Here is a 17573-nt window from a genome sequence, read left to right on the forward strand (position 1 = left end):
AATTTTAACACAAAAAGAGGACCTTGGATTCATTATGAATCCTTGGTCCTTCTTTTTTATAGGTTATGTTTTTTCACAGCCCCTTTTTCTTTACCTAAAACAAGAGAATAAGAAAACACTTTAAGCTATCAGTTTTGTGACTGGTAGCTTTTTTATTGGAAAATTGAATATGGCTGATAGTTGAAAGTGCGGGAAATATCGGATATAATGGAATCCGAGAAAACAACCGTGTTGCAGGGTGGCTGGCCCCGATTCTTACATAAGAATGGGGGTGATGCGAATGAAACATTTTGATTTTAAAGACCTGATGGCCTTTGGAATGTTCCTTCTTGCATTACTGACATTCATTTACTTGATTTGTCATTAGTGTTATAAGCATAGAAAACCAAAAACACAACACGCTTTAAACTATCAGATGTAGAGTCAAAAATGAAATTATTAAAATTATTAAAAATCAGGATAAAGTAGTTGATTTTTTCAGGGAAATTACATATAATGAAATCAACAGAACCCAACACGCCTCTCAACGATGCGGACCACGTTGGGTCTTTTAATTTTAAAGAGATGTTATATGGAAAAATTGAAAAAACATCAACCGCCTATGTCCATTAAGAAACAGATAGAAAATTTGAGGACAATAGGATTAAATATAGAAAATGAAGAGTATGCAGAAAAAATTCTAAATGATATTTCATATTTTAGGTTGATTAAGGCATATAGTTTGGAGTTAAAAATTAAGAACGGCAATTATCGGGAAAATATAACTTTTGAACAAATTGTAGAATTGTATTTATTTAATGCTGAATTTCGACAACTCATCTTTCCGGAAATAGAAAAAATAGAAGTAAATGCAAGGTGTAGAATTGGAAATTATGTCTCAGAACGATATGGAGTTATAGGATATAAAAAGGCAGATAATTTCCAAAATAGTGAATATCATAAAATATTTTTGAAAGATATAGAGGAAGAACTCAGAAGAAATGCTAAAGCTCCATTTGTAAAGAACTTTCAAGAAAATTACGAGGGTGGAGAATTACCATTTTATGCATTAGTAGAAGTGTTTAGCTTTGGAACTTTATCGAAATTCTATAAAAATATGCTAAATTCTGATAAAAAAGCAGTAGCGAAATCTTTTGGCGTAGGCTATACATATTTGGAGAGTTGGTTGGAAAGCATCTCATATGTGCGTAATGTGTGTGCGCATTATGGGAGACTTTATAATGCGAAATTATCAAAAACACCGACTCTATATAAAGAATATTCACAGGCAGGTATTAGAAATAATCGAATATTTGGGGTACTGCTATGCATCAAACAGTTATTAAAAGACGATGACCATTGGAAAATATTTGTAGAGGCATTAGAAGCATTATTTGAAAAATATGAGCATGTTGATATTAAAACAATGGGATTCCCGGAAAAGTGGGAAGAATTTATGCTCTCATAAAGACGGTTATAATAAACATTATTTCAACCCCAGAAAGCGGGGCGGGAAAAACTTTCCTAAGGAGGGCTATTTGTCCCCGAGCGTGGAAAATTTTTCCCGCCTCGCTTTTGTCCGTCTTACAAATCCCTTCCTTTTTGTAGCAATGCACAAAAATCCCACCTTTTTTTGGTAATTCCACCGATTGACACCTACCCCGCCCCATGCTACTATAATGTTGTCCTGTGAATACGTATTCACAAGCGAAAATACTGAATTTTTATGACATGGAAGCAGAAGAGAAACCAGAAACAGGAGACGACAAATATGATTACAATGACCGAAATCGCCCGTCTTACAGGAGTGTCCCAGCCGACGGTATCCCGGGTCCTGAACGGAAATACTTCCGTGAATCCGGAGGTGCGGGAAAAGGTGCTGGCCTGTGCCAGGGAACATCATTTTCAGCCCAATGCCATGGCCCGCAGTCTGGTGGGCAGCGGCACCAAGCTGATCGGCGTGGTACTGACGGATATTTCCAACTCTTTTTTCGCGGATTTGGAGAAATATATGGAACAGGCTGCCAGAGAAAAGGGCTACAGCCTGATATTGTTTAATTCGGATTACGATCGGGAAAAGGAAAAGCATTGCCTGGAGGTCATGCGGCGTTACCGGGTAGACGGTCTGATTATCGTTCCGGTTCTGGAGCAGGATCCGAAATTCCGGGCGGAGATCAAAGAGCTGGATATTCCGGCGGTGTCCATCACCCGACAGACGGAGCACATGGACTGCGTCTACATTGACCATGCGGCTGCAGGAGCCCGGGTGGCTGAACATCTGCGGCATATCGGCTGTGAGAATTATCTGTTTGTGGGAACTACCGGGGACAGGAAGTATCAGGGCTTTGCGGAAAAGATGAAAGAGAGCGATCCGGACTTTGAGCAGAAGCTGACTGTGATTGAGACAAAGGATTCCGGGAAGATCCGGAGCATTTTGCAGGCGCATTTCCGGGAGCACCCGGGAAAATGTGGCATCTTTGCCTACAATGACCGTCGGGCAGTGCAGCTTCATGGCATTCTGCAGAGACTGGGGATCTCCATGCCGGATCAAGCGGCCCTGGTGGGCTTCGATAATACATACACCTGCGAATATCTGTATCCGGGACTTTCCAGCGTATCCCAGCCGAACCGGGAGATGGCAGCCCGGGCTGTGGATATTTTGATTCAGAAAATCGAACAGCCTGCGAATCAGGAATGTTTTGACAACCCTATGCAGGCAGAGCTTGTTATCCGTGAAAGCTCAGAAAGGTAAGAAGATGAACGCATTAAACAGAACCTGGGATAAGCTGATTTCCCAGAAGATAAAGGAAACAAAAGACTCTGGCAGCCGCTGGCGGCCTGCCTTTCATATCGCGCCGCCGGTAGGGTGGCTGAATGATCCCAACGGTCTGTGTCAGTACAAGGGAATATACCACGCCTTTTATCAGTATTCCCCCTTCGATGAGAAGGGCGGCCTGAAATTCTGGGCCCACTGTACCAGCAGGGATATGCTTCACTGGAAGCTGGAGGGCGTTCCGCTGGTGCCGGATCAGCCCTATGACTGCCACGGGGTCTACTCCGGTTCTGCGGTCATAGAGGACGAACATATGTATCTCTACTACACAGGAAATGTGAAGGAGGCGGGAGCTTATGATTATATCAATCAGGGCCGTCAGGCCAACACAGTCCGGGCAGTGAGCTATGACGGGATTCATTTTGAGCGGAAGGAGCTTCTTCTGACCAACGGGGATTATCCCATGGATCTGACCTGCCATGTGCGGGATCCGAAGGTGTGGAAGAAAAATGGCCGCTGGTATATGGTACAGGGCGCCCGGACAAAAGAGGATCAGGGCGAGGTGCTGCTCTTTACCTCCGGCGACGGCGTCAAATGGTTCTGCACTCACCGGCTGAAATCGCCGAAGGCCTTCGGCTATATGTGGGAATGCCCGGATCTGTATGAGGTGGACGGATATACGGTTTTAAGTATCTCTCCTCAGGGCGTGGAGGCTGACGGATTTCGCTATAACAATGTGTATCAGAGCGTCACGACCTTTCTGGACAGTGATTTCCGGATCACTTCCGTCAATGGCAGTTTTCGGGAACTGGACGGCGGCTTTGATTTCTATGCGCCCCAGACCTTTGAGACCGAGGATGGACGGCGTATCGAAATCGGCTGGATGGGTATGGCGGATGTGGATGAATTCTACACGAACCGCACGGTGGAGGATGGCTGGCAGCATGTGCTGACCCTGCCCCGGGAACTTTCCGTGAAAGATGGCGTGCTCTGTCAGAATCCCATACGGGAGCTGGACGCATACTGGACGAAGGAGCAGCCTTTTAAAAATGATTTTGCAGGCAGCCTTGGAAAAGCTTTCGAAATCGAGCTTCCGGATCTGAATAAACTGGGAGAAAATGTAAAAATAACACTGGCGGAGCATCTGTGGCTCACCTGGAACAGCAGAGAACAGATTTTCCGCATGGAATTTCAAGATAACCTATTGGGATCGGGCCGTACAATGCGCGGAAGGGAAATAACGAGACTGACAGATATGAGGGTCATTGTGGACGCTTCCTGCGTGGAAGTGTTTTTGAACGGCGGAAAAGATGTATTTTCTACCCGGTTTTATCCGGAAGGGGAAGAGATCGGAGTAACAGTTAACGCGCCGGGCGCAGCGGGACGGCTGCGGGCGTAACGGGAAAGAGGAGGTAAGCATGGATTACAGAAAGACAGCAGAAGCGATTTATGAGAAAGCAGGAAAAAGAGAGAACCTGGTATCGGTGGCGCATTGCTCCACAAGACTTCGCTTGGTACTGGCCGATGACGGAAAATGTGATGCTAAGGCGGTAGAGGACATCGACGGCGTCAAGGGTGTGTTCAGCGCAGCCGGACAGCTTCAGATTATTTTGGGAACGGGCGTAGTCAATAAGGTTTACGATGAGTTCCTGTCCATTTCCGGCATGAGCGGTGTCAGCAAGGACGAGGCGAAGGAGGCTGCGGCCCAGAAGCAGCCCTTTTACAAAAGAGCCATTAAAACCCTGGGCGATATTTTTGTGCCGATTATTCCTGCCATTGTAGCCAGCGGTTTCCTGATGGGAATCATGGAAGCGTTGAATTTTATGGTAAATAACGGCTTCCTGAATCTGGACACCTCAGGCTCCCTGTTTGTGCTGGCGAATTTATTTGCCAACACGGCGTATACCTTCCTGCCCATTCTGATTGCGTACAGCGCGGCTAAGGTATTCGGCGGCAATCCCTATCTGGGAGCGGTTATCGGTATGATGATGATTCATCCGAATCTGCAGAACGCCTGGACGGTGGCGACCGAGGGCGTGAAACAGACCCTTCCGGTCTGGTTTGGCCTTTACAGAGTAGACCTGGTAGGCTATCAGGGACATGTCATTCCGGTTATCATCGCGGTATTTGTCATGTGCCAGATTGAAAAGCGTCTGCACAAGGTTGTTCCGGCCATGTTTGACCTGTTTGTGACGCCGCTGGTCAGCGTCTTTGTCACAGGTTACCTGACCTTTTCCATCATCGGACCTATCTTTGTAACTGTGGAAAACGGGATCTTGAATGGGGTACAGCAGCTTCTGACCCTGCCCTTCGGTATTGGCAGCTTTATCATGGGCGGCCTTTATTCCACTACGGTAGTGGCGGGCGTCCATCATATGTATACGCTGATTGATGTGGGTCAGCTTGGCCTTTATGGAAAAACCTACTGGCTTCCGCTGGCGTCCGCAGCGAATATCGCCCAGGGCGCAGCAGCCCTGGCGGTAGCGCTGAAAACCAGAAATCAGAAAACGAAATCCATGGCAGTCCCCTCCGCCATGTCCTGCTTCATGGGAATCACTGAGCCGGCTATCTTTGGCGTAAACCTGCGGTTCTTCAAACCCTTTATCTGCGGAGCGGCAGGCGGCGCCTGCGGAGCCCTCTATGCTTCCGTCGTGGGTCTGGGCGCAACCGGAACCGGCGTCACCGGTATCTTCGGCCTGCTGCTCTGCCTGAATGATCCGCTGAATTATATTATAATGTTCCTTATTTCCGCAGGCTCAGCCTTTGCGCTGACCTGGGTGTTCGGGTACAAGGATCCGGTGGAGACCAAGGCTACTCCGGCAGAGAAGGTCCCTGTGGTAAGTGAGTCTCCGGCAGCGGAAAAAGAAAGCTCCAGGGGCGGCAGTGTATACGCTCCGGTCACCGGCGAGGCTATTTCCTATACGGAGATCGCAGATCCGACCTTTGCCTCTGGCGTTCTGGGTAAGGGCGCAGGTATCCGTCCGGAGAAGGGAGAGATCCTGGCTCCCTTTGACGGAACCGTCACCATGGTTTTCGATACGAAGCATGCCATCGGACTGGAAAGCGCGGACGGAACGGAGCTTCTGATTCATGTGGGGATTAATACGGTAGAATTAAAGGGAAGATATTTTACCACTCTGTGTGAAGCGGGCACAAAGGTGAAACAGGGCGATAAGCTTCTGGAATTCGATATAGAGGCCATCAGGACAGCCGGCTACGACGCCACCGTGGCGGTTCTGGCGTCTGCCCCGGAAAATGTGAAGGACATAAAGACCGGGCACGTGAAGGCCGGAGAGAAGATATTTGAGACCTGCGGGAACTAAATAGATTTGTTTGGAAATTCCTTGTCAAATCTGTCGCATTATAGTATTATGACTTTATGACATTGCATATTCTGGAAATGGCGCTGTCTCGGAAAAGGAGAATTTATGGCGTTGACAAAAGAAGATGCAGTTATGATATCCCAACTGTTCAGCGAGCAATTGGAAAAGCAGTTGGAGAAGCAATTGGAAAAGCATTTGGCCCCTATCCATGAGCAGCTACAGGGTATTCATATGCGTTTGGACAGACTGGAAGACCGCATGACTATCAACGAGGGACATATGCTGAAACTAGGACTCCTGCTGGAGAACGATATGCTGCCGAGACTTCAGAATATCGAAGCCTGTTATACCTCTACATATCGGAGGTATCAGTTTCGAACCGAACAGATCGACACCATGCAGGAAGATGTAAATGTTTTAAAAAAAGTAGTTCAGGAGCACAGCGAGATGTTATTGAGACTGGCCTGAATGCAGAATCGTGCAATGTCTGATTGCACAAAAGAGAAAAACGCCGTAGGCTTTGCCTGCGGCGTTCATACGTTACCGGTTCTGTCCGGCCAGTTCCTTCAGCTCCTGGAAGAGCTCCAGATCCTCCCTGCTGATTTTTAGATTGGAACAGAAGGTTCTGCCGTCCGGCTCCGTGACCTTGAATTCCAGAATCGTCCCTTCGTGAATCCCGTTTTGCATGACAGAATTCAGAAAAAGCGGAAACTTAGGGTGCGCGGACTGGAAACGGTCCCAGGCGGATTTCATTTTCAAAAGCTGCATTGGATTCATAGATCATTCTCCCTGTAAAAGTATGATATCCCATTGTAGTATAAAAAGGAAAAAGAAACAAGTCTTGAATAACTGCTCGTTATTTTTTTCACGGATTTTCGATTTTTTACAAAAAAGGGCTTTACGAATCCGACAGAATGTGCGAAAATATAACCAAATGCGACAAACCGGGACTTAAGCCACCCCGTGTCGCTATTAATCCATTCTGAAAGGAGTTTTAAAATGATTTATTCACATGAAGTCGAGATGATGTGTCCGGTAGCACAGGGCGTACACCATGGCGCCGCTCCGATCCCGGAAGAAGCAAAATGGGTACAGGCGAAGGAAGTTAAAGATATTTCCGGCTTTACACACGGCATTGGCTGGTGTGCACCGCAGCAGGGAGCATGTAAGCTGACCCTGAACGTAAAGGAAGGCGTGATCCAGGAGGCTCTGGTTGAGACTATCGGATGTTCTGGTATGACTCATTCCGCAGCGATGGCGTCCGAGATCCTGCCGGGTTTGACCGTACTGGAGGCTCTGAACACAGACCTTGTATGTGATGCTATCAATACCGCTATGCGTGAGCTGTTCCTGCAGATCGTATACGGACGTTCCCAGTCCGCATTCTCCGAGGACGGACTTGCAGTAGGCGCAGGCCTTGAGGACCTTGGAAAGGGACTTCGCTCTCAGGTAGGTACCATGTACGGTACTCTGAAAAAGGGACCCCGCTACCTGGAGATGGCAGAGGGTTATGTAACAGGTATCGCTCTGGATGCAGAGGATCAGATCATCGGCTACCAGTTCGTTTCTCTTGGAAAGATGACAGACTTTATCAAGAAGGGTGATGACCCGAACACTGCATGGGAAAAGGCGAAAGGTCAGTATGGCCGTGTAGCAGATGCGGTTAAGATCATTGACCCGCGTAAAGAGTAATCGAGGAGGTAGATGAAAAATGGCATTATTTGAATCATATGAAAGACGTATTGATAAGATTAACGCTGTTCTGAACAGCTATGGCATCGCTTCCATCGAGGAAGCAGAGAAGATCACCAAGGATGCTGGTCTGGACGTATACAATCAGATCAAGGGCATTCAGCCGATCTGTTTTGAGAACGCTTGCTGGGCATACATCGTAGGCGCAGCTATCGCAATCAAGAAGAACTGCCGCAAGGCAGCAGACGCTGCAGCAGCCATCGGAGAGGGCCTTCAGGCTTTCTGTATTCCGGGTTCTGTAGCAGATACACGTAAGGTAGGTCTGGGACATGGTAACCTGGGCAAGATGCTTCTGGAAGAGGAGACCGAGTGCTTCGCATTCCTGGCAGGCCATGAGTCCTTCGCAGCAGCAGAGGGCGCTATCGGTATCGCAGAGAAGGCAAACAAGGTTCGTCAGAAGCCGCTGCGTGTTATCCTGAACGGTCTTGGAAAGGACGCTGCTCAGATCATCGCAAGAATCAACGGATTTACATACGTTGAGACGGAGTACGATCCGTACACCAACGAGGTTAAGGAAGTATTCCGCAAGGCTTACTCCGAGGGACTTCGCGCAAAGGTTAACTGCTACGGCGCAAACAGCGTTCCGGAAGGCGTAGCTATCATGTGGAAGGAGAACGTAGACGTATCCATCACAGGTAACTCTACCAACCCGACCCGTTTCCAGCATCCGGTAGCAGGTACCTACAAGAAAGAGCGTCTTGAGGCTGGTAAGAAGTACTTCTCCGTAGCATCCGGCGGTGGTACAGGACGTACTCTGCATCCGGACAACATGGCAGCAGGACCGGCTTCCTACGGAATGACCGATACTCTGGGCCGTATGCACTCCGACGCACAGTTTGCAGGATCTTCTTCCGTTCCGGCTCACGTAGAGATGATGGGTCTGATCGGTGCAGGAAACAACCCGATGGTTGGTATGACTGTAGCAGTAGCAGTAGCTGTTCAGGAAGCAGCAGACGCTGGCAAGTTCTAAATATAAGCCGAATAACGACAGATAAAGTAAGAAGGCACTCACCGGAGAGTTTTGGTGGGTGCCTTCTTTTTGCTCTACAGGAAATACTGTGTTACATGAAAGTACGAAATCTATAATTCCTATATATAAAATAGTGTATTGACAAAAAAACAATCCTATGATAAAGTCACTATAATGAATCAAAGTTGTACAGTGAAAAATAAAGTCAATGGAGACCTAAAATATAAAGTAAGTGGGTCTTGTATTGACTTTTTTTAATTAAAGGAGGATAATATTATGGCAAACCTTAAATTATGGGATTTTGTAAAAGAAGTAAAAGGGACAGGTTACAAATGGGTAGACCTGACGCATGAGCTGAGCCCAGAGACTCCGCACTGGTACGGCTTCAAGCCGCTGGAAGGCAAGCTTCTTTTCGACTACAGAGAGGGCACCCCGGACGACATGATGGCGCCCATGAGATGTATCCAGTACAGCGTAGCCAGCCAGTATGGAACTCACGTAGACGTACCCCTTCATTTCTGGGGCGATGGCCGCGACATGAGCAAGATTACCGTAAAAGAGCTGGTATATCCTCTGGTAGTGGTAGATAAGTCTAAGGAGTGCGCGGAAAACCCGGAATTCACCATGACCGTAGCCGATCTGGAAAAATGGGAGAGCGAGAACGGTAAGATTCCGGAGGGCGCATTCGTAGCGTTCCGTTCCGACTGGTATAAGAAATCCAATCTGGATAATCCGGACGAGAACGGCAATCCCCATTACCCGGGCTGGAGCGTGGATGCCATTAAATGGCTGGTGGAGGAGCGCAACATCGGCGCCATTGGACATGAGCCGGCAGATACCGATCCCAGCTACGTGACCACCAGAGAGGACGCGTATCCGTATCCGGGCGAGCAGTACATTCTGGAGACCGACCGCATCCAGATCGAGGTTATGAGAAATTTCGACCAGGTACCGGCTGTGGGAGCCATGATCGTATGCGCGTTCCCGAAGCTGAAGGATGGCACAGGCTTCTCCGCAAGATGCTTCGCAATCTGCCCCGAAGACTAAAATCAGGAGGACATAGAATATGTTGGAATTTGACGAGCAGCTTTCAAGACTGCAGAAACCGGACCGCGAGGAGATGACAGACGAGGAATACGCTGTCTTCAATAAAAATGTAGAAGTTATGGAGAAGAACTGGGGCTTCATCAACAACCTGTTCAAGATTCTTCCCCTGAACGCCAAGGAGTACATCGGATTCCTGAATTTCAAGAATTCCCTGTACAATGACACCTGCTATCTGACAGACGCGCAGAAGGAGATGATCGGCGTAGTCGTATCTTCTTATAACTGCTGCTGCTATTGCCTGACCACCCATGGCGATAACCTTCGCGGTATGTGGAAGAATGCCCGTCTGGTAGACAAGATTTCCTATAATTATCGTTCCGCTAAGGATGAGCTGTCCAAAGAGGACTATGCGCTCTGCGAGTACGCATGGTACGTAACCGCACATCCCCGCGACATTGATCAGGAGCAGGTGAATAAGCTCCGTGAAGCGGGCTTTGATGATCATCAGATTCTGGAGGCAGCTTTCGTGGCAGGCTTCTTCAACTACACGAACCGTTGGGTCAGCACCATCGCACCAGTTCCGAATCCGGGTCATTACAGCCACAACCGTAATTTTGAAGATTAATCCTTACATAAAAATAAGACCGAATCCCTTCGGTCTTATTTTTATGCGTTACAGTTCTCGGTTATTCAGCGGAATCGTCAGCTTTTTCAGCTTGTCCATATTGGTCTGAGGCAGGGCGTTACCGGGATATATCTTATCCTTGATAGCCTGCATCCGCCTGTCGGTCTGGGCAATGATATCAGCGCAGTCCTTCAGCTCCGCAGAGAGCTCGTCCACATTTTCCACATCATCGATATCCTGCTTGTACTTGAGCTGATGATCGACGCTGGCCCAGAAGTCCATGGCGATGGTCCGGATTTGCACCTCCACCCGCATATTTTTCTTCTGATTGGAAAAGAAGACCGGGATCTCGATAATCAGGTGCAGGCTGCGGTAGCCGTTGTCCTTGGGGTGCTCGATATAATCCTTCTTTTTAATTAAAGTAATATCATCCTGGCGCAGCAGCATATCCGCCACGGTATAGATGTCATCGATAAAAGAACAGATAACGCGGACGCCTGCCACATCGTTCAGATTCTTCTCTACAGATTCCACGCTGACGGGCACGCCGTACCGGTGTAGCTTTTCCACGATACTCAAGGGCTTCTTCACCCTTGAGGTGATGAATTCGATGGGGTTACGCTGGTGGTGGATGCTCAGTTCATCATTCAGCACCTCCAGCTTGGTCCGCATCTCGCGGATGGCGCAGCTGTACATCATCATCAGCTCCTGAAATTCAAAAGCCTGATTGACAAAATAGGTCTGTATATCCGGAATATCCGTGGTATCGAGAAAGGTTTTCTGTAATTCGTTTTCCATGACAATTCTCCATTTCGTTATTTTCCGCGTGCCTGGGCACGATACTTTGAAGGACTTAAGCCTGTAGTTTCAGCAAATTTCTTATAAAAAAATCCCTTATTGCGATATCCAATCAGCCACATGATTTCCTCAACATTCAGGTTGGAAGATTCCAACAGCAGTTTTGCGCGTTCGACACGCAGAAAAACCAGATATTCCGAATAGGTTTTCCCGGTTTGTTTTTTGATGAGGTTATTAAAATAATTGGGCTGAAAATGAAAATTTTCAGTTAGAGCATGCATGTGGACAGAAGAAAGATTATTTTTCATATACTCGCTGACAGCTTCAAACAATTTTTCTTCGTAAATGGCATTTTCTTGACGGGAAAAACTGTATTGATAGCCTGAGGAAAGGCTGTCCATAAGGCGGATGAGGTAGCCTTTACTGATGTCCATGTAGCCGGGGCGTTTATTTCGGATTTCTGAAATAATATGGAACAGGGAATCCTGAATAGAATCCAGCTGTTCGAGTTTTATCGGGGTAAATTTCAGATAATGCTGTCGATCACTGTACATCATAATATTTTTGCGCAGAAATTTCTGCAGGGGCGAAATGCTGACATTGCCGAGAAAAGCCTCATTAAATACATCCCGGTCGATGCAGATATTCACCAGAAGACATTCGGAGTCCCGGATGGACTCCCGGTGGTAGGCCATGGAATTGATAAAACAGATTTCGTTTTCTGTAAAGGAGGCAATTTCTCCTTCGATTTCCACGGTCAGATATCCGGATACAATATAGCGCAGTTCAATATAGTCAGAATAGTAGCTGACAAGCTCAGTGTCTCCCAGATCCAGATGTACCGGATGCTCGTGGGAAAAAAAGAGATTGGTCAGATGCCCCTGATGGAATTTCTGATAGGAAATGCATAAATCCTGTGTGATTTTGTGGAAATCCTTTCCGTCACGGATAACAGAAATAAAATCAAAATCCATATCGCAGGCATTGAGCTGCTCATAAGTCATTTTTAAATGGTGCTCCGGAGCAATGGGAATCCGGTAAAGTTCTTCGGCAAGTTGCATATCGACGTCCTCTCGCCTCTTTTTTATCAGTATAGCACGAAAAGCAGAAGAATGAAAGTGGAGAATAAAATACGGGAAAAACAGGATGAATGCAATAGGTAACTTTTTCGAGAAAAACTGTGTAGAATACGTAATCGAAAAACAAAAAGAAGGTGGTAAAATAAAGGAAAACAAGGAGGGATGAGAAAAGTGAAAATTACAGAGCACCTTTTCCAAATCAGTGGGGTGCAATATGGAACAAATTCTAATATATATGCCATACAGACGGAAGAAGGGCTTGTCCTGATAGACTGTGGATATCAGGAGGAACAGTGGAAGAAGATGCTTAGCTGTATGGAAAAGTGGAATCTTGATCCGATGAATATTAAAACCGTATTTCTGACCCATTCCCATTTCGATCATGCAGGAAATGTCTGGAGGATGAATCAGTTGGGAGCGGATGTGCTTGCCAGCGCGGAAGATGCAGAAAAAATAGAACATGGAAATCCGGAGATGGAACAGCTTTTCGGGTCACCATGGAAATGTGGCAGGATAACAAGGACGATACGGGAAGGCGACAGCTTTACATTTGGAGGACAGGTAGAAATCAATGTGCTGGAAACGCCGGGACACAGCAAAGGCTCTCTTTCCTTTCTGATTTCTGTAGATGGGATTCGGGCTTTGTGTACGGGGGATCTGTTCTTTGTGAAACCCTGGCCGCCGGAAGACAAGGTGGATGTGGAGCTTGGCTATATGGGAGGATGGGACTTCGATATGAAAGCATATCAAAATTCCCTGAGACGCCTGCGGAATGTGAAAGCGGATATCTTCCTGCCGGGGCACTACTATTTTTACAGAGGAGCCGATGTACACAGCCTGTTTGAGATGGCCTGCGAAAAGGAAGAAAGGGGAAAACATGTCGGAGCGTGAACGAAAGGAAGCACTTCTTAGAAAATTAAATAAGTTGGAAGCATACCATGAAATTCAGAACGAAATGGGAAGACTGACAGCGGCTTTCAATTTCCATCAGAGAGAAGCGGTTGCAGAACATTTTGCATGGGAAATGGAAGATGTATCCGTGGAGTATGCGGACGAAGGCCGATTCGAAGGAAAAAAGGCAGTGGAAGCGGTACTGGATATGCTTCTCGGTAAACCGGCAGAGCCTGGAGAAATGTTGGATATGCAGCTGACAACGCCGATGATTGAGGTGGCAGACGACCTGCGGACAGCGAAATGTGTCTGGTGGTGTCCGGGAGCCGGGGCGTGGAAGAATGAAGAAGGAGCTCACGCCATCTGGGTCTGGGGTCAGGTTGCTGCAGACTTTATCTTTACAGAAAAAAGAGAATGGAAGGTCTGGCACCTGCATTATTTCCGCTTTATCAAATGTGCGTATGAAAAGGGATGGGTGGAAGATACCAGCATGATTCATCGTGCGAATACCGCAATGCATCCGGAATCGTTGCCTGGAACCTATCATAATCCCTATTCGCCGCTCAGCGTCCGGGAAGGTATTCCGGCAATGCCCCTGCCTTATCAGACTTATCGGAAAGAAGACAGGTATTGGGAACTGAGCCGGGACAAGCGGTAGAGAGAAAGCCTTATGTACTGGACGATGGAAAAAATCGATGTGCTGACAGAGGAAGAGCTTTCGGAAATTGAGAGACGAACCGAGCGACTGATGTCTATCTGGAAAATACAGAATCTGCGGGGAAATGCGGCAATTTTTCATGATGATCAGCATATTGGAGAACAAAGAAGAGAACTGAATGCATTGAAGCATCCGTCGGTGGATGTGGAAGGTCTGATGGCATTCCGACAAAAAGCAGTGGTGGACTCTCTGACAGGCAACATGTTGGTTCATCCGCTAACTACACCGGTCATTGAAGTGGATGAAAACAACAGGAGGGCCAGGAGCGTGTGGTGGTCCATGGGAGTTGAAGGCTTGTCAAAGCATCGGGAGGAGCCTGTGGCCATTGTGTCTCTGGGAATGGTTCCCGGCGTGGAGATTGTGGAAGACGGTGCATGGAAAATCCTCTGGGGAGTTTGGCAGCGGACGACCAAGAATGAATATCATGCAGGCTGGGTGAAAAGCATGATTCCGACCAATACCAGGCCGGAATTGACGCCGGAGGAGGATCGGGCAGGCTTTGGCAGATATGCTTATCAGGAAAACGAGGTGCGTCAGGCGATACCGCAGCCACCAAAGAAAGATACTTGGGAAAAATATCCCGATGAGATGGATAAAACCTGGCTGGAGGGTTGAAAAATCCGGAAAAAAGTGAAATGATAGAAAAAGGAGAAAAGCTATGAAAAGGAACAATTATGAACAGATGTCCGAAGCTATCTTAGAACTGGCAGGCGGACCGGAAAACTTGAGAAAAGTATCCCATTGCTTTACACGTCTGCGTCTGGACGTAGAAGCACTCGACAAATGTGATGTGGAAGGGCTGAAGAAGGTAGAAGGAGCCAAAGGCTGTGTGGTAAACAGCGGCCAGGTACAGGTGATTATCGGAAAAGAAGTGGAGGATCTCTATCCGGTATTTTTAAAAAAGGCCGGCATCTCAGAGGATGCAAGGCCTGTGGAGACAGCAGAGGATAAGGGAGAGGAAAAACTGCTGAATCGAATTTTAAATGGTATTGCGAAAATTTTCATTCCGGTATTTCCAGCTCTGGCAGCCAGTGGTCTTTTGAAAGGAATCCTGATTGCGCTGAAATTCGGCGGCGTTGTGGATCCGACCGGCAACACCTATACCATGTTAATGATGTTTTCGGATGCGGTATTTTATTTCCTGCCGGTATTACTGGCGTTTTCCGCAGCAAAGGTATTCGGCTGTAAGCAGACGCTGGCGGCAGTTCTGGCCTGCATTTTACTGCATCCCACTTATACGGGAATGACAGAAGCCAGCAGTATTTTTGGAATTACCGTACCGGTAGTCAGCTATTCTTCTACGGTATTCCCAATTCTGGTAGGTGTGTTTATTCTTTCACTTGTAGAAAAGGGTTGTAACAGGGTGATTCCGAAGAGCTTTTCCGGATTGTTTACACCTCTTATCTGTATCGTAGTGACAGCTCCGATTATGCTGATTGTCGTTGGCCCGGCTGTAAATATGCTGTCTGACGCGCTGGGAAATGCTATCATCGGACTGTATAATGCGACCGGAGCTATCGGAGGCGCTGTGTTTGGAGCGATTTATCCGTTCCTGGTATTTACAGGTCTGCATCATGCAGTGGTACCGGTGGAATTACAGAGTCTTGCAGCCAACGGCTACGATCCGCTTCTGGCGCTCTGCGCAGCAGCTAATGCCGCGGTAGGCGGAGCCGCTTTGATGGTAGCGATTGATTCCAAAAACAAAGAGTTTAGGGGACTGTCCGTTTCTTCTGGTATCACAGCATTGATTGGTACTACAGAGCCGGCCCTCTACGGAGTGCTGGGTATTCTGAAGCGTCCGTTTATCGGAGCGGCAGCAGGCGGCGCAGTGGGCAGCGCGATTATGGCAGCGTTTAAGGTATACAGTACCGGACTTGGCCCGGTTCCGGGAGCTGGCTTTGCACTGTTCCTTGGCGAAAAATTTCTGATTTATGTAATCGGTATTGCGGCCTCCGTGGCAGTGGCTATGATTGTGACACATATTGTGAAATTTGAAGATGTGAAACTGGAGGGTTAAAATGTCTGGATTTCCAGCAGATTTTCTCTGGGGCGGCGCAGTGGCGGCAAACCAGGTGGAAGGTGGAGTACGAGAAGGAGGAAAGGGTCTGTCCACGGCAGACATCTTTCCCTTAAGTGAAAGAGAAAAGGGAGGGTGTTTTGACCGAACCTGGGATCAGATTCTGGAGGCTGCCGAGGATAGGAATGACAGTGGATATCCGAAACGGAGAGGAATTGATTTCTATCACAGATATCGGGAGGATATTGCGCTGTTTCATGAAATGGGCTTTAAGAGTTTCCGATTTTCTATGTCATGGTCGAGAATTTTTCCAAATGGGGATGACGAACAGCCCAATGCGGAAGGAATTAAATTTTATCATGATGTGGTGGATGAACTGAAAAAATATGGAATAGAACCCATTGTGACCCTTTCCCATTTTGAAATGCCATTGAATCTGACATTGAAATATAATGGATGGACGGATCGCAGAGTGATCAGCTTCTTTGAAAAGTTTGCGGCTGTGTTATTTGAAGAGTTTCATAATGACATTCGATACTGGATTACGTTCAATGAGATAGATGCGACGATCCATATTCCGCTGACCGGGGCGGGTATTGTCAAAGAGCATACAGAGAATCTGGAGCAATCCTGCTATCAGGCTTTACATCATCAGTTTGTAGCGTCTGCACTTGTGACGAAGCTGGCTCATGAAAAATATCCGGAGCTAAAAATCGGCTGCATGACTACGAAAAATCTGAAATATCCTGCGACCTGCAAGCCTGAGGATTGCATACAATGGCTTCAGGAAACAGAAGTGGATGCTTTTTACACGGATGTACAGGTTTTTGGAGAGTATTCTTATACGGTACGGAAATTGTGGGAAAGAAAGCAGATTGAGATTCAGGAAGAACCGGAGGATGCCCGGATTTTGAAAGAAAACACGGTGGATTTTGTCTCTTTCAGTTATTACGCGTCTCTGGTAACGAGCGCGGAAGGAGCAAAAAAAGAGAAAGCTTCAGCCAATCTTCTGGTGGGAGAAAAGAATCCTTATCTGAAGCAGACCCCATGGGGCTGGCAGATCGATCCAGTGGGTCTGCGGTTTGCTTTAAATCAAATGTACAGTCGTTATAAGCTACCATTATTTGTGGCGGAAAATGGACTGGGAACATTAGATGTTCTGGAGGACGGAAGGATTCATGATTCCTATCGAATAGAATATATCCGGGAGCACATCCATCAGATGGAACTGGCTATCGAGGATGGCGTCCTTGTACTGGGATACACCTATTGGGGATGTATCGACTGTATCAGCGCATCCACCTCGGAAATGAGCAAGCGCTATGGCTTCATCTATGTGGATCAGGATGATCAGGGGAATGGAACCCTGAAACGAATCAGAAAGGATTCTTTTAACTGGTATAAAAATGTGATAGCAAGTAATGGCGAGATACTATAAAGAGAAGCGCAGATGGTTTTTATGGCCGTCTGTGCTTTTTCGGGTTTGCCCCTTGCAAAACTTCCGAAAATGTGTATACTGGATAATAGTTATGCCCATTTTCGGAAAGCTATCCGGATGGGCTTTTGAATCGTCAATTGATACACGGATAAGATAAGGAAGA

At 47.2% G+C, this 17573-nt stretch carries 17 protein-coding genes; 14 read left to right on the forward strand and 3 right to left on the reverse strand.

Annotated elements, in window-relative coordinates; genetic code table 11:
- The first annotated feature begins 571 nt into the window (after positions 1-571).
- The 5 genes from OCV63_RS12445 to OCV63_RS12465 all read left to right on the forward strand — a co-directional run bounded on the left by OCV63_RS12445 (position 572) and on the right by OCV63_RS12465 (position 6543).
- A complete protein-coding gene (locus OCV63_RS12445; RefSeq protein WP_262670852.1) occupies positions 572-1447 on the forward strand; it encodes an Abi family protein in 876 nt (291 codons plus the stop codon).
- 303 nt (positions 1448-1750) lie between these two features.
- A complete protein-coding gene (locus OCV63_RS12450) occupies positions 1751-2731 on the forward strand; it encodes a LacI family DNA-binding transcriptional regulator (protein WP_262670853.1) in 981 nt (326 codons plus the stop codon).
- Between the two features lie 4 nt (positions 2732-2735).
- Entirely contained in the window at positions 2736-4151 is a 1416-nt protein-coding gene (locus OCV63_RS12455; protein WP_158364315.1) for a glycoside hydrolase family 32 protein, read from the forward strand.
- Positions 4152-4170: 19 nt separating this feature from the next.
- Complete coding sequence (locus tag OCV63_RS12460; RefSeq protein WP_158364317.1) at positions 4171-6075, forward strand: PTS sucrose transporter subunit IIABC; 1905 nt, start codon at positions 4171-4173, stop codon at positions 6073-6075.
- Between the two features lie 105 nt (positions 6076-6180).
- Positions 6181-6543 carry a hypothetical protein gene (locus OCV63_RS12465; protein ID WP_158364319.1) on the forward strand — a complete coding sequence of 121 codons (363 nt, stop codon included), beginning with the start codon at positions 6181-6183 and terminating at the stop codon, positions 6541-6543.
- 72 nt (positions 6544-6615) lie between these two features.
- Here OCV63_RS12465 and OCV63_RS12470 read toward each other — a convergent pair whose 3' ends face one another.
- Positions 6616-6852 (reverse strand): hypothetical protein, encoded by a 237-nt coding sequence (locus tag OCV63_RS12470; RefSeq protein WP_158364321.1) that lies wholly within the window; start codon positions 6850-6852, stop codon positions 6616-6618.
- A 222-nt stretch (positions 6853-7074) separates the two neighbouring features.
- Between OCV63_RS12470 and OCV63_RS12475 the strand changes: the two genes are divergently transcribed.
- From OCV63_RS12475 to OCV63_RS12490, 4 genes are all read left to right on the forward strand, one after another.
- A complete protein-coding gene (locus OCV63_RS12475) occupies positions 7075-7767 on the forward strand; it encodes an iron-sulfur cluster assembly scaffold protein (protein WP_158364323.1) in 693 nt (230 codons plus the stop codon).
- Between the two features lie 19 nt (positions 7768-7786).
- A complete protein-coding gene (locus tag OCV63_RS12480; protein WP_158364324.1) occupies positions 7787-8797 on the forward strand; it encodes a GGGtGRT protein in 1011 nt (336 codons plus the stop codon).
- A 276-nt stretch (positions 8798-9073) separates the two neighbouring features.
- Positions 9074-9844 (forward strand): cyclase family protein, encoded by a 771-nt coding sequence (locus OCV63_RS12485; protein ID WP_158364326.1) that lies wholly within the window; start codon positions 9074-9076, stop codon positions 9842-9844.
- Positions 9845-9863: 19 nt separating this feature from the next.
- Positions 9864-10469, forward strand: a complete 606-nt coding sequence (locus OCV63_RS12490) for a peroxidase-related enzyme (RefSeq protein WP_158364328.1) — start codon at positions 9864-9866, stop codon at positions 10467-10469.
- Between the two features lie 48 nt (positions 10470-10517).
- Here the strand turns inward: OCV63_RS12490 and OCV63_RS12495 are convergent, their stop codons facing one another.
- Complete coding sequence (locus tag OCV63_RS12495) at positions 10518-11267, reverse strand: GTP pyrophosphokinase (protein WP_158364330.1); 750 nt, start codon at positions 11265-11267, stop codon at positions 10518-10520.
- A 17-nt stretch (positions 11268-11284) separates the two neighbouring features.
- Positions 11285-12328: a helix-turn-helix domain-containing protein gene (locus OCV63_RS12500; RefSeq protein WP_158364332.1), complete on the reverse strand. Its 1044-nt coding sequence runs from the start codon at positions 12326-12328 to the stop codon at positions 11285-11287.
- Between the two features lie 180 nt (positions 12329-12508).
- Between OCV63_RS12500 and OCV63_RS12505 the strand changes: the two genes are divergently transcribed.
- Genes OCV63_RS12505 through OCV63_RS12525 form a run of 5 tightly spaced genes read left to right on the forward strand, consistent with a single transcriptional unit; the run spans position 12509 to position 17410 of the window.
- A complete protein-coding gene (locus OCV63_RS12505; RefSeq protein WP_158364334.1) occupies positions 12509-13237 on the forward strand; it encodes an MBL fold metallo-hydrolase in 729 nt (242 codons plus the stop codon).
- Positions 13224-13895: a nuclear transport factor 2 family protein gene (locus OCV63_RS12510; RefSeq protein WP_158364336.1), complete on the forward strand. Its 672-nt coding sequence runs from the start codon at positions 13224-13226 to the stop codon at positions 13893-13895. Before OCV63_RS12505 ends, OCV63_RS12510 begins: the two co-directional genes overlap by 14 nt.
- Positions 13896-13907: 12 nt before the next feature.
- Positions 13908-14570: a hypothetical protein gene (locus OCV63_RS12515; protein ID WP_158364338.1), complete on the forward strand. Its 663-nt coding sequence runs from the start codon at positions 13908-13910 to the stop codon at positions 14568-14570.
- A gap of 43 nt (positions 14571-14613) precedes the next feature.
- Positions 14614-15972: a PTS transporter subunit EIIC gene (locus tag OCV63_RS12520; protein ID WP_158364439.1), complete on the forward strand. Its 1359-nt coding sequence runs from the start codon at positions 14614-14616 to the stop codon at positions 15970-15972.
- A gap of 1 nt (position 15973) precedes the next feature.
- A complete protein-coding gene (locus OCV63_RS12525) occupies positions 15974-17410 on the forward strand; it encodes a family 1 glycosylhydrolase (protein WP_158364340.1) in 1437 nt (478 codons plus the stop codon).
- The last annotated feature ends 163 nt before the right edge of the window (positions 17411-17573 follow it).

Origin of the sequence: Laedolimicola ammoniilytica (assembly GCF_025567165.1) — a bacterium.
Lineage (GTDB): Bacteria > Bacillota > Clostridia > Lachnospirales > Lachnospiraceae > Laedolimicola > Laedolimicola ammoniilytica.